The sequence below is a fragment of the Bradyrhizobium sp. UBA2491 genome (assembly GCF_002341725.1).
GTDB lineage: Bacteria > Pseudomonadota > Alphaproteobacteria > Rhizobiales > Xanthobacteraceae > Bradyrhizobium.
The window spans coordinates 1-13,393 of the sequence record NZ_DDOP01000081.1 but is presented as its reverse complement, the minus strand read 5'-3'; the positions used below and the strand labels follow the sequence as shown (position 1 = coordinate 13,393).

General features: G+C 64.7%; 11 protein-coding genes. 7 read left to right on the top strand and 4 right to left on the bottom strand.

All coding sequences use genetic code 11. The features are described 5' to 3' along the window. Positions 1-202 precede the first annotated feature (202 nt). The 5 genes from recQ to B2W55_RS28065 all read left to right on the top strand — a co-directional run bounded on the left by recQ (position 203) and on the right by B2W55_RS28065 (position 7,824). On the top strand, positions 203-2,071 hold the full coding sequence (recQ, locus tag B2W55_RS28085) for a DNA helicase RecQ (RefSeq protein ID WP_024578702.1): 1,869 nt from the start codon (positions 203-205) through the stop codon (positions 2,069-2,071). A gap of 749 nt (positions 2,072-2,820) precedes the next feature. Next, entirely contained in the window at positions 2,821-3,519 is a 699-nt protein-coding gene (locus B2W55_RS28080; RefSeq protein ID WP_024578701.1) for an alpha/beta hydrolase, read from the top strand. Positions 3,520-3,664: 145 nt separating this feature from the next. Continuing rightward, the gene (locus tag B2W55_RS28075; RefSeq protein WP_024578700.1) at positions 3,665-4,888 is read left to right on the top strand and encodes an MFS transporter; all 1,224 of its coding nucleotides are present in this window, start codon (positions 3,665-3,667) and stop codon (positions 4,886-4,888) included. Positions 4,889-5,055: 167 nt separating this feature from the next. Beyond that, positions 5,056-6,804: a flavin-containing monooxygenase gene (locus tag B2W55_RS28070; protein ID WP_024578699.1), complete on the top strand. Its 1,749-nt coding sequence runs from the start codon at positions 5,056-5,058 to the stop codon at positions 6,802-6,804. A 78-nt stretch (positions 6,805-6,882) separates the two neighbouring features. Beyond that, positions 6,883-7,824, top strand: coding sequence for a metallophosphoesterase (locus B2W55_RS28065; RefSeq protein ID WP_024578698.1), 942 nt, complete (start codon positions 6,883-6,885; stop codon positions 7,822-7,824). Between the two features lie 203 nt (positions 7,825-8,027). Here the strand turns inward: B2W55_RS28065 and B2W55_RS28060 are convergent, their stop codons facing one another. From B2W55_RS28060 to B2W55_RS28050, 3 genes are all read right to left on the bottom strand, one after another. After that, positions 8,028-9,293 carry a S1C family serine protease gene (locus B2W55_RS28060; protein WP_024578697.1) on the bottom strand — a complete coding sequence of 422 codons (1,266 nt, stop codon included), beginning with the start codon at positions 9,291-9,293 and terminating at the stop codon, positions 8,028-8,030. Positions 9,294-9,492: 199 nt separating this feature from the next. Then, positions 9,493-9,732: a hypothetical protein gene (locus B2W55_RS28055; protein ID WP_024578696.1), complete on the bottom strand. Its 240-nt coding sequence runs from the start codon at positions 9,730-9,732 to the stop codon at positions 9,493-9,495. Between the two features lie 111 nt (positions 9,733-9,843). Then, positions 9,844-10,857 carry a 1-aminocyclopropane-1-carboxylate deaminase gene (locus B2W55_RS28050; RefSeq protein ID WP_024578695.1) on the bottom strand — a complete coding sequence of 338 codons (1,014 nt, stop codon included), beginning with the start codon at positions 10,855-10,857 and terminating at the stop codon, positions 9,844-9,846. 161 nt (positions 10,858-11,018) lie between these two features. On the opposite strand from B2W55_RS28050, the gene B2W55_RS28045 reads away from it, so the two are divergent. Then, positions 11,019-11,483 carry an Lrp/AsnC family transcriptional regulator gene (locus B2W55_RS28045; RefSeq protein ID WP_024578694.1) on the top strand — a complete coding sequence of 155 codons (465 nt, stop codon included), beginning with the start codon at positions 11,019-11,021 and terminating at the stop codon, positions 11,481-11,483. A 240-nt stretch (positions 11,484-11,723) separates the two neighbouring features. Beyond that, positions 11,724-12,869 (top strand): LysM peptidoglycan-binding domain-containing protein, encoded by a 1,146-nt coding sequence (locus B2W55_RS28040; RefSeq protein ID WP_244442110.1) that lies wholly within the window; start codon positions 11,724-11,726, stop codon positions 12,867-12,869. A 102-nt stretch (positions 12,870-12,971) separates the two neighbouring features. Here B2W55_RS28040 and B2W55_RS28035 read toward each other — a convergent pair whose 3' ends face one another. Next, a complete protein-coding gene (locus B2W55_RS28035; RefSeq protein WP_291532485.1) occupies positions 12,972-13,343 on the bottom strand; it encodes an SGNH/GDSL hydrolase family protein in 372 nt (123 codons plus the stop codon). Between the last annotated feature and the right edge of the window lie 50 nt (positions 13,344-13,393).

Here is a 13,393-nt window from a genome sequence, read left to right as displayed (position 1 = left end):
CGGACCGGCACGGCTCGCTGCCGCGCCGGCGACCGCGGCAAATATCTGCGATGATCCGCGGCAACCCGACCAGGCCTCGAGTCCCGAATTGAGTTTGCCGTTGGGACGTGTATTAACACGTTCCGTTCCGGTATCGTTCGCCCGGACGAGTTCGAACACCGCCTGCTGCCCCCAAGAAAATCAGGGGAAATCGCAAGGGATCATGACTGCCCAGCCCTCCCTCGATCGCACATCCGATCCGTCTCGCGACGCGCGATCCGTGCTCAGTTCCGTGTTCGGCCTGTCGGGCTTCCGCGGCGCGCAGGAGAAGATCATCCGCCACGTCACCGAGGGCGGCAACTGCCTGGTGCTGATGCCGACCGGCGGCGGCAAGTCGCTGTGCTACCAGTTGCCGTCGCTGCTGCGTGACGGCTGCGGCATCGTGGTCTCGCCCCTGATCGCGCTGATGCGCGACCAGGTCGCGGGCCTCACCGAGGCCGGCGTCAACGCCGCGGTGCTGAACTCGACGCTGTCCTACGAGGAGGCGTCCGAGGTCGAGCGACGGCTGATCGCGGGCGATCTCGATTTGCTTTATGTGGCGCCGGAACGGCTGCTGACGCCGCGCTGCCTCAATCTGCTCGGCCAGGCGCAGATCGCGTTGTTTGCGATCGACGAGGCGCATTGCGTGTCGCAATGGGGCCATGACTTCCGCCCGGAATATATCGGCCTGTCCGCGCTCGCCGAACGCTTCCCCAAGGTGCCGCGCATCGCGCTGACCGCGACCGCGGACGCGCTGACGCGGAAGGAGATCGCCGAGCGGCTGTCACTTACCGACGCGCCGGAGTTCGTCGCAAGCTTCGACCGGCCCAACATCCGCTACGAGATCGTCGACAAGCAGAACGCGACCACGCAACTGAAGAATTTCATCAGGGAACGCCATGCCGGCGACGCCGGCGTGGTCTATTGCCTGTCGCGCGCCAAGGTCGAGGACGTCGCGGCGGCGCTCAGCGAGGCCGGCATTCCCGCGTTGCCCTATCATGCCGGGCTCGATGCCGGCGTGCGCGCCCGGCATCAGGACCGTTTCCTCAACGAGGACGGCATCGTGATCGTCGCCACGATCGCGTTCGGCATGGGCATCGACAAGCCGGACGTGCGCTTCGTCGCGCATCTCGACCTGCCGAAGAGCATCGAGGCCTATTACCAGGAGACCGGACGCGCCGGGCGTGACGGCAAGCCATCGGCGGCGTGGATGGCCTATGGACTCTCCGACATCGTGCAGCAGCGCCGCATGATCGACGAATCGACCGGCTCCGATGCCTTCAAGCGCGTCTCGATCAGCAAGCTCGATGCGCTGGTCGCGCTGGCCGAGACGGTGCATTGCCGGCGGCAGCGGCTGCTCGGCTATTTCGGCGAGGCGCGGACCGAGGAAAGCTGCGGCAATTGCGACAACTGCCTGACGCCGCCGAAGGTTCGCGACGGCAAGGTGCTGGCACAGAAGCTGCTGTCCTGCGTCTATCGCACCGGGCAGCGCTTCGGCGCCATGCACCTGATCGACGTGCTGGTCGGACGGTTGACCGAGCGGGTCAAGCAGTTCAACCACGATAAATTATCGGTGTTCGGCATCGGCCGCGAGCTCAACGAGAAGCAATGGCGCGCGGTGCTGCGGCAGTTGGTGGCGATGGGTCATCTGCGCGCCGACAGCGACGCCTTCGGTGCGCTGAAGCTGACCGACAGCGCCCGCGGCGTGCTGAAGGGCGAGACCGCGGTGATGCTGCGCGAGCAGCCGGAAGGCGCGCGCAACCGCGCGGTTCGCGGCAAGTCGCGCCGCGGTGATCTCGCGCCCGCGGCCGACAGTCCGGGCGGCGTCGCAAACCCCGCGCTGCATGCGGCGTTGCGCGCCTGGCGCTCGGAGGTCGCGCGGGCGCGCGGCGTGCCGGCCTATGTGGTGCTGCACGATTCCACCATCGACGGCATCGCCGCGATGCGTCCGGACACGCTGAACGAGCTGCGCAACATCGCCGGGATCGGCGACAAGAAGCTCGAGCACTACGGCGACGAGTTGATCCGGATCGTGAGCAAGACGGAGGGCTAATCCTGCTGTCACGCTCCCTCATTGCGAGGGGCGCGCGACAGCATGCAGGGCGGTTTGCGCTGAAGCGACGAAGCACAGCGACGCGCTCCGAAAATATCGAAAACAACCCCATGCAAGGCAGCAGGCAGCCGCGGGCACCTCGAAAAGCGCTTGACGCGCCGGGCAAATCAGGGGTACTTTTCCATTATTCAGAAATTCTGCCAACGCCAGCCGCCGCGCAATGGCGAAGTCGTCTTCGAACACCCTGATCGCTCTCAACGCGGCAGGGGGCATTCCCGGTTGGCCCAATACGGACAAACCTGCCCTTCGGGATGGTCGATCCCCTCCTCATGCGGGCACCCCATCATGGTCGGCACCAGGGCAACCGTGCGCGCCCCTCCCGCGAAGGAAGGCGGCGATCAGACGACAGCATGCAATCTTCCAGGATCGCACGACCTCAAGAGTCCTGCTTCGACGTCAGCAGTTTGATGAAGTTCCGCTTCGCTTTATGGCGCGTCATGAGATCGGCGCGAGATTAACCGAATGTTGAGCGGCTCCGTCGAGCCATCAAAGCAGCATGTCCGCGCAACTTGAGGCCGCATCTGCGGAACTGTTCCGCCATCCGCCACTGCTGTTGTTCGGCGTCAACGCTCATTTGTGACACCAGCTTGACACGGCACCTATTGGGCTGGGCTTTTTGTCTTGTTGACGTCCTCGGTCAAGTGCTCGCATGCTGACCGCCCTGGCGACGTCCCCCAGAGGAGCTGAACATGAGCAGCAAGCCGACGATCATTCTGGTTCACGGATTCTGGGGAGGCGCGGCGCACTGGAGCAAGGTGATCGTCGCGCTCTCGCACAAAGGGCACACCGACCTGCAAGCGGTCGAGATGCCGCTCACTTCGCTCGCCGACGATGCCGAACGCCTGCGCAAGATGGTCAAGCAGCAGGCCGGCCCGACGCTGCTGGTCGGTCACTCCTACGGCGGCGCTGTGATCACCGAGGCTGGCGATCTTCCGAACGTGGCCGGCCTCGTCTACATCGCGGCCTTCGCGCCCGACGCCGGCGAGAGCCCCGGCGGCATCACGGCAGGCCTACCGCCGGCCGCGATTGCCAACGTGGCGCCGGACAGCGACGGATATCTCTGGATCAAGCCCGACAAGTTTCACGAGAGCTTCTGCCAGGACCTGCCCGCCGATGAAGCGCTGGTGATGGCGGTCACCCAGAAGGCGCCGCTCGCCAGCACGTTCGGCGACAACATCACCGCGCCGGCCTGGAGGAAAAAGCCGGTCTGGTATCAGATCTCCAGCGAAGACCGGATGATCAACCCCGACAATCAGAAGCGGATGTCGGAGCGGATGAATCCTCGCAAGATCATCACGCTCGCAGCCGGCCACGCCTCGCTGGCGTCGCATCCGAGCGAGGTGACGGCCTTGATCGACGAAGCCGCCACCAGCCTGACGAACGCGTGAGCCACAAATCATTCTGTCATGGCAGTGCCCGGCTCGGCCGTGACAGTCCGTTTGCCGCAAGCAACGAAGCAGCTTTCTCTCGCCTCTCAACTGCCTCGAGGCCCAGGCTATTGACTGCGACCTCACGCCCCGCCATGCGTAGCATATGCCCACGCCATCGCCAGCCGCATCGGCCAGCCTGCTGCGCCATTCGCCGCTGCTGCTGTGCCTGTCATCGCGCTGCTTCTCGGAATTTTCCTACCAGATCGCGACCGTGGCGGTGGGCTGGCAGATATATGAGCTGACCGGCAGCGCCGTCTATCTTGGCATGGTCGGGCTGGTCCAGTTCATTCCGAGCGCGCTGCTGGTCTTCATCGCCGGCCATGCCGCCGACCGCTATGATCGCCGCAGGGTGGTCCAGGCCTGTCAGCTCGTGGAAGGCATTGCCGCAGCCTATCTCGGCTGGCGAAGCTTTGTCGGCGGCGCGACGGTGACGGAAATCTTCAGCGTGCTGGTGGTGTTCGGCATCGCCAGCGCATTTGAGAGCCCGGCGCTGTCGGCGCTGCTGCCTGGCGTTGCGCCGGATGGACAGTTACAGCGGGCAACCGCGCTCGGGACCGGCGCCTGGCAAGTATCGGCGATCAGCGGGCCCGCGATCGGCGGCCTCGCGTACGCGATCTCACCGGCGGCGCCCTATGTCGTGATGGCAGCATTCTGGCTGCTCGGCGCGGCTTGCTGCGGCGCGATCCGGCTCGATCGCCCCGCGGAGGAGCCCGATCCGCCGTCGCTCGACCAGCTGTTCGCCGGCGTCAAATTCGTCCGCAACAATCCGGCGATCCTTGGCACCATTTCGCTCGACCTGTTCGCAGTGCTGCTTGGCGGCGCCAGCGCGCTATTGCCGATCTATGCCCGTGATATTCTGCATGCCGGGCCGTGGGCGCTCGGCGTGATGCGCGCCGCACCCGCGGTCGGCGCGCTTATCATGACCGCGATGCTGACGCGGCATCCGATCTCGAAGCATGTCGGGCTGCGTATGTTCCAGGGCGTGATCGCATTCGGCGTGGCGATCTGCGTGTTTGCGCTGTCGCGCCAGATCTGGCTCTCGACCCTAGCACTCGGCGCGATGGGCGCGGCCGACACGGTCAGCGTCGTGATCCGGTTCTCGCTGGTGCAGCTGGCGACGCCGGACGAGATGCGCGGCCGCGTCGGCGCGGTGAACTATCTGTTCGTCAACGCTTCCAACCAACTCGGCGAGTTCGAAAGCGGTGTCACGGCAGCGCTGTTCGGCACGGTGCCGGCCGCCCTGATCGGCGGCATCGGCACCGTCGCGGTGGCGCTGCTCTGGATGCGGCTGTTCCCGGCGCTGCGCAAGGTCCAGCGGCTGGAGTGAGGCAGCGCCCGGATACCGCAGCGCTCGGCACCGCGGCATAGGAGCTATACCCGACGCGGCAGCCCATGCGCTTGCGGGCTGCACCGCCCTCGCCCTAATCTTTCGGTCGTCGCGTCCAACGAGGTGCGGCCAAGACATGACGACACGACATAGGGAAGAGACGGACCATGGCTCAGGAGAGCGCCGCGCGTACAACTGCGCGCCCTGCGGAAACCGGATCGTTCGATGCCGTGGTGATCGGCGCAGGCTTCGCCGGCATGTACATGCTGCACCGGCTGCGCGGGCTCGGCTTCACCGCGCGGGTCTATGAGGCGGGCGGTGGCGTCGGCGGCACCTGGTACTGGAACCGTTATCCCGGCGCGCGCTGCGACGTCGAGAGCCTGCAATATTCCTTCTCGTTCTCCGAGGAATTGGATCAAGAGTGGAGCTGGTCGGAGAAATATTCTCCACAGCCCGAAATTCTCGCCTACGCCAACCATGTCGCCGATCGCTTCGACCTGCGCAGCCAGATCGTGTTCGACACCCGCGTCGCCGCGGCGACCTTCGACGAGGCCGACGGCACCTGGCTGATCGAGACCGATCGCGGCGACAGGGTCACCGCGAAATTCTGCATCATGGCGGTCGGCTGCCTGTCGGCGCCGAACCGGCCCGCCTTTCCCGGCATGGCCGATTTCCGCGGGCCGATCTACCACACCGGCGAATGGCCGCATGAGGGCGTCGACTTCACCGGCCTCCGCGTCGGCGTGATCGGCACCGGCTCGTCGGCGATCCAGTCGATCCCGATCATCGCGCAACAGGCATCCGAGCTGACCGTGTTCCAGCGCACCGCGACCTGGTCGGTGCCGGCGTGGAACGAGCGGCTGACCGCGGACTATCTGAAGGAAGCCAAGGCGCATTATCCGGAGCTGCGCGCGAAAGCGCGCGCACGGCCGACCGGCTTCTATTTTCTGTTCAACGCCCAGCCGGCGCTACAGGCGAGCGAGGAAGAGCGCGAACGGCTCTATGAGGAAGCCTGGCAGCGCGGCGGCCTGCCCTTCCTCGGCTCCTTCGGCGATCTGCTGTTCGAGAAGGCGGCCAATGACACCATCGCCGATTTTGCGCGGGAGAAGATCCGCGGCATCGTCAAGGATCCCGCGACGGCCGAGTTGCTGTGCCCGCAGAACGTGTTCGGCTGCAAGCGGCTCTGCGTCGACACCAATTACTTCGAGACCTACAACCAGCCGCATGTGAAGCTGGTCGACGTCTCGAAGACGCCGATCGAGCGTTTCACGAGCGAAGGTATCGTGGTCGAAGGCACCGAATACAAATTCGACGCGATCGTCTCCGCCACCGGCTTTGCCGCCATGACCGGCTCATTCGACAAGATCGCGATCACCGGCCGTGGCGGACGGACGCTGGCGGAGAAATGGCGTGCCGGCCCGCGCGCCTATCTCGGCCTCGCCTCGGAGGGCTTTCCGAACCTGTTCATGATCACCGGTCCCGGCAGCCCGTCGGTGCTCGCAAGCATGATCCAGGCGATCGAGCAACATGTCGACTGGCTGGCCGATTGCATCGCTCACATGCGCGACATCGGCGCCGGCACGATCGAGGCGGTCCGCGATGACGAGGACGCCTGGGTCGCCCATGTCAACGACGTCTCCACGGTCTCGCTGCGCTCGACTTGCAGCTCCTGGTATGTCGGCACCAACATTCCCGGCCGGCCCCGCGTGTTCATGCCGTATATCGGCGGCTTCCCGATCTATGTGCAGAAGTGCAATGCGGTGATGAACTCCGGCTATGACGGCTTCGTGCTGGAGGGTGGGCGCAACGGCAACGCGCCGCCGCAAGTCCGCTTCACCGAGCGCTGGCAGGTGCCGCTCGACATCGAGGTGATCTCGCCGGCCGCGGTCGCCGCCAAGCGCGTTCCTATGGTCTGAGCGGTATCCCGCACCGGGATCACGCATGCTAGTGTCGCGCCGACTCGCGTTTCGCACCGCGGGTTCGCACGGGGGACAATGGCCGACACGGCTTTGCAAGAGTTGATCGAGCGGATCGGCGCCGACCATGTCGCGCGTCGGCTTGCTGTCGAGACCGAACATGAGAAGCAGCTGATCGGCCAAGGCACGCTGCTGTTCAACGTCGAGAATTTGAGCCTGGCACCTTGGATCGTCGAGACCGCGCTCAAGCTGGCCGGCCTCCATGGCCGCGCGCGGCGTAACGCCGATCGGGTCGAGGTGCGGCGCAACCTGGTGACATCGACGCGGCTGCCCACGGCGTTCGACGGCTTCAGCATCCTTCAGCTCAGCGATCTTCATGCCGACATCAGCCAGGGTGCGATGCGCCATCTGATGGATATCGTGCGCTACATCGACTGCGACATCTGCGTTCTGACCGGCGACTATCGCGGCAAGACGTTCGGCGCGTTCGAGCAGAGCCTCGCGCTGATGCGGGATGTCTGCGCGCGGATCAAGCGGCCGCTCTACGGCATCCTCGGCAACCACGACAGCATCCGTATGACGCCTGCACTCGAAGCGATGGGCATCCGCATGCTGTTCAATGAGCAGGAGCCGATCACGCGCGATGGCGCAACGATCCATCTCGCGGGGATCGACGATGCGCATTTCTATCGCACCGACGACATTCCAAGGGCCGCAACGGCGATCCCGCGCGATGCATTCTCGGTCCTGCTCGCACATACGCCGGAATCCTATCGCGAGGCGGCAGCAAGCGGCTTCGACCTGATGCTGAGCGGGCATACCCATGGCGGCCAGCTCTGCCTGCCCGGCGGCGTCGCGATCAAGCTGGAAGCGCGGTTGCCGCGCCGGATGGGCAGGGGTGCATGGCGCTTCGGCGAACTTGCCGGATATACATCGGCCGGCGCCGGCACCAGCCTCGCGCCGGTGCGGCTGAATTGCCCGGCAGAGATTACGCTGCATATGCTACGGCGGCTGACCTAAAGCGAGATGAGATAAGGTTGAATCAACATCTCGATTTGGCTTCTCGTTTGCGCATGATCTTTCCGGAAAGCCGCTTCGCACGTTTCCGGATCATGCTTTGGACCGTAGGATGGGCAGAGCGCAGCGAAACCCATCAATCTCATGCGCGGAACGATGATGGGTTTCGCTGCGCTCTACCCATCCTGCGAGCTGAACTACCAAACTCAGCTTTTCGGCTTCTTCGCGCCCGCGCTCTGTTCGTTGACCTTGCAGGTGATCAGAAGCGTATAGCCGCGCGCGTCCTTTGCGATCTCGGACGTCTCCCGCTTTGACGCATCGTGCCATTCGGTGGTTTGGTACTGCACCGCGCTATTGTCGAGGAAGTCGCGCAACGCACCGGTCTTGATCGCGAAATTGATGTTCTCCGGAATCGATCCGGTCGCCCGCGCGACCGTGACGGCATCGAGTTTCGCGGCCACGACGCCCACCACACCGCCGCCGAGATCGAACAGCGGGCCGCCGCTGTTGCCCGGCTGCACGGCGGCGCTGATCTGCAGGAAGCGGGTATCGTTCAGGATGCCGCTCAACGAACTGACGATGCCGGTGGTCACGGTGAAATCGGACGTCAGCAGCCCGTGATAGGGATACCCGATCGCCACCACGCCATTGCCGACCGGAATCGCATTCTGCCGGATCTTGGCGACATCCTTGAACGGCGACGGCGCTTGCAGCAGCGCGAGATCGTTGGTCTCGTCGCCAGACACCAGCCGCAATTTGACCGGTGCCTCGCCGCTCAAATTGCCGGTGATCTCGCTGCACCCATTGATGACATGATGGTTGGTGACGACGTGACCGCTGCTGCTCACCACGAAGCCGGTCCCGGTGCCGGACTTTGCCTGCTTCTGCGCCGGATTCGGAGCCGCCTGCTGCGGCGGCGGTGCGGCCGCGGGCTTCGCGGCGACCGCGAATTCCCCGGCATTGGCGATGCCGTTCTTCTTCACCGAAGCTACGCAGTTGACCAGCGCGGGCAGCAATTGTCCGGTTTGATTCAGGTTGAATTGGAACAATTGTCCCTGCGCGAACGCCGTCATCTGGCGCGCCTTGCGGAACTGATTGATCAGGTTGGAGGTCACCGGCATCTCGACATTGACGAGCTGGGTGCCGAGCGGCATGCCGTAGACGTTGAACGCGGGCTGGCCGTCGAAGGTCAGCGTGAGCGGAAAGGCCTCGCCCGGCGTCAGGCGCCAGCTCTCATGGGCAAAGCCGAGCCGCCAACTGCCATTCGCGGTAATCGCCACCACGAAGTAGATGCCGCTCTGATAGACCGTGCCCGCCGAGCAATGCGTGAACGTGCCGTCCTTGTCGTTGGTGAACGCGCCGCCTTTCCAATTGCCGACCGTGATCGAGCCGTAGGGACCGCGGGCACTTGTTGGAGTTGCAGACGCAAACAACCATGCGGCCGCAACGGCCGCCCAGATCGCAACTCGCATGACGTGCACTCCCAGCCACAACCCAACCCGGGAGGCGGAGAAATTCACCCACAAGTGGTGCGCGGCCCGATCTTCAGCGCTTTCGGCCGGCAATGCCCCTGCGGATGAGGCTATCGCCACACCCTCTGGTTACAGAGCGCATGTTCACATTATGTTCCTAAGATGTCAATCCAGACACATTCGGCCAGGCGCCGAAGGGCTACTGTTCCCGGACGGAGGACGGGGTCGGCGGATTTGGATCGCTGAACCAGTACCAGGTTGCGAGAGCATGGACGCCGACGCCGATCAGGAAGATGCCGGCATAGAGTTCGACCGCGCTATCCATCGCCAGCAGGCGCACGCGCGGCACGATGCCATGGGTCCCGGAAACCCAGAACCAATGCCCGACAGCGACGATGCCAATGCCGAGCGCGGCAAGGGCCCGGCCGGCCGCATTCATCTTCACACGATGGTCTCCCGACTCGCCCGGTTCGACGAAAGTAGCGAGCCAAGCTGACGCGGACCTTACGCGGCAGCCCGTAAGAGCCCGTAGCCCGGATGGAGCAAGGCGTCATCCGTTGCGGAACGCGTAGGCGTAACCGTTGAGCGCCGGCGCGCCGCCGAGATGGGCATAGAGCACCTTCGACCCGGCCGGGAAGAACCCCTTCTGCACCAGGTCGATCATGCCCTGCATCGACTTTCCCTCGTAGACCGGGTCGGTGATCATGCCTTCCAGCCGCGCGCTGAGGCGGATCGCCTCCTTGGTCTCTTCCGAGGGCACACCATAAGCGGGATAGGCATAGTCCTCGATCAGCACGACATCATCCGCGACGATGTCGCGGCCGAGCTCGACCAGCTCGGCCGTGTTCTGCGCGATCGACAGCACCTGCGCCTTGGTCTGGACGGGCGTGAACGAACCGTCGATGCCGATCACGTTGCGGGCGCGGCCGTCGGCGGCGAAGCCGACCAGCATGCCGGCATGGGTCGAGCCGGTCACCGTGCAGACGATGATGTAGTCGAACTTGACGCCGAGCTGGCGCTCCTGCGCGCGCACCTCCTCGGCGAAGCCGACATAGCCGAGCCCGCCATATTTGTGCACGGAAGCGCCTGCCGGAATCGCGTAAGGCTTGCCGCCGGCCGCCTTCACCTCCTCGATCGCCTGCTCCCAGCTCTTGCGGATGCCGATGTCAAAGCCTTCATCGACCAGGCGCACATCCGCGCCCATCACGCGCGAGAGCAGGATGTTGCCGACGCGGTCATAGACCGCGTCCTCATGCGGCACCCAGCTTTCCTGCACCAGCCGGCACTTCATGCCGATCTTGGCCGCGACCGCGGCAACCATGCGGGTGTGGTTCGACTGCACGCCACCGATCGAGACCAGCGTGTCGGCGTTGGAGGCGATCGCGTCGGGGATGATGTATTCGAGCTTGCGCAGCTTGTTGCCACCGAAGGCGAGCCCGGAATTGCAATCCTCGCGCTTGGCATAGAGCTCGACCTTGCCGCCGAGATGCTTGGACAGCCGATCGAGCTTCTCGATGGCGGTCGGCCCGAAGGTGAGCGGATAGCGCGCGAATTTCTCCAGCATGCTGGCATCCTCTTTGGTGGTCTGGAACAGCGACAAGACCTATCATCACCGGCGCGAAAGGTGCTCTCTAATTTTGCATCGCGATCTACTGAATATTGCTGAATTTTCGTCTAGTGATATATTTTCTCTCACTAATTTGGTTATTGATGAAAGATTCTTCCATGCCTGACTGGCTCGATCGTACCGATCTTAAGATACTGAGATTGCTGCAAAAGGACGGCCGGCTCAGCAATGCCGAGCTGGCCGATCAGGTCGGCGTCAGCCCCGCCACCTGCCATCGCCGGACCCAGGCGCTGTTCGACGACGGGTATGTCAGCGGCGTCCGTGCCATGGTGGCACCGCGCAAGCTCGGCAAGGGCACGCTGGTCATGGTCGGCGTCGTGCTCGACCGCTCGACCCCGGAAAGCTTTGCGAGCTTCGAACAGGCGGTGGCCAAGCTGAGCTTCGTGCTCGACTGTCACCTCGTCGCCGGCGACTTCGACTACTTCCTGAAGATCCGCGTCGGCGACATGGAGGATTTCAACCGGATCCATGGCGACCAGCTGATCGCGCTGCCCGGCGTGCGGCAGACCCGAACCTTCTTCGTGATGAAGGAGGTGGTGGACAATGCGGCGCTGGAGTTTTGAGCCTGCATCAGAAGCTGCCCATGGCGCCGCGCGTCATCGACTGCGGTCTCACGCGTCACGCCGAGCGCCGACGTCGGCATGCCTTGGCGCGGAGCGGCGGTGAGCTTCAGAGCAAGCCTGGCTCCCCGAGAAGAGTAATCCTTTCATCCGACTTGATGGGTGGTGCAAACGAGCGCAGTCTCTCCAGGAACTTCCACGGGGTGCTGGATCACGCGGGGGGTTCATCCGCGGATGACGATCATGAACGCCACGGCGATGAAACTGGTCATAGCGTTGCTGGCACTTGCGGCCGGCGGCACTGCGATGTTCGTCTTCGGCGTCCGTCAGAGCCAGCAAAGTCCGGGCGCGAGCACGCCCTTGATGGCGGCGGCGCCGTCCGCGCCGGAGGCTTCCGCACGAGACCAGCACCAGGCTGCGTTGGCGAAGGTGCAGACCGAGACCGCGGCCTTGACCGACGCGCTGGCAGGGCCGACGCCAGCACCTGACGGCAACGCGTTGCCGGAGTTCGACATCGTCAACGTCGAGCCGACCGGCGAGACTGTCGTCGCCGGCCGGGCGCTGCCCGACGCGACGGTGGAATTGCTTCGCAATGGCGAGGTGTACGATCGCGCCGTGGCGGACAAATCGGGCCAGTTCGTCATCGTCCCGCGCCCGCTTCCGCCGGGAAACCATGACCTGACCCTGCGCATCACGCGCGACGGCAAGCAGGTGACCTCGAAGCAGAGCGTGGCGGTGGCGCTCGAGGCCGCAGCCAGGGAGCGCCCGGTGGTGGCACTGATGACGCCGGACACGCCGGTCCGGGTGCTGTCGCAACCCGCGGCCACGGCATCGGCTGCGGGGAAGATGGCTGTCGAGACAGTCGAGACCGAACCGGGGGGCAAGCTCCATGTGAGTGCTCAGGCAGCTCCCGGCGCGACCGTCAGGCTCTATCTCAACGGCAGCTTGATCACGTCAGGCACGGCCGACCAGGCCGGACGCCTCTCGGTCACGATCAACAAGGGCGTGACGCCCGGCGACTATCGGATCCGGCTTGACGACGTCGACCCGAGTTCCGGCAAGGTGCGCGCACGCGCCGAGGTGCCGTTCAACGTTCCGGACACGACGACGGCATCGATCCCGGCGCCGGCAGCGTCGTCCAGTGGTGCAGGCTCGCCGCAGCTTGCGGCGGCAGCAACCACCGCGCCTGATGTGAGCTCGCCGTCCGCGGTGATCGTGCCGAACATCACCACGACCACGGTGACCCGCGGCGACAGCCTGTGGCGCATCAGCCAGCGCGCATTGGGCGCCGGGCAGCGCTACGCGGTGATCTATCGCGCCAACTCGCAGCAGATCCGCAATCCAAATTTGATCTATCCCGGCCAGGTCTTCGTTCTGCCGGCACGGTAAAGTCAGCAGACCCGGTCAGTTGCCGACGCTTCAGCAGCGCACGATCCTGGCGGATCGTTCGCGGAACGCACGCTGGCGCAGAAGGCGCAGGAAAATCACGCGCTAGTTTCTATGCGGCTCGGCGGCCATGGACTTCCGCAGCAGCCCGGTGAGCAGGTCATAGCCGGCGCTGGTCAGATGCAGATTGAGGTCGGGCTGAAACAGCGGACACGGCGTCTTGTGCCCGCATTCGAAGGCATCGTGCACGTCGAGAAAGGCGAACCTGGCGGAGGCCGACGCCTGCTGCAACGTGGCGTTCACCGCGCGGATCTTGTCATCCGCGCCCATCAGATTGGTGCCCCGGGGCAGGATGCTGACCACCATGACATGCGCCTTCGGGAATGTAGCGTGCACGGTCTTGACCGCAGTCAGGATACCCCAGGCGATATCGCAGGTCGGATAGCCGATGTCGTTGGTGCCGATCAGAAGCAGCACGTCGTGCGGCGACTGCTTCTGCCAGTCATAGGTGTCAATCGGCGTTCAAA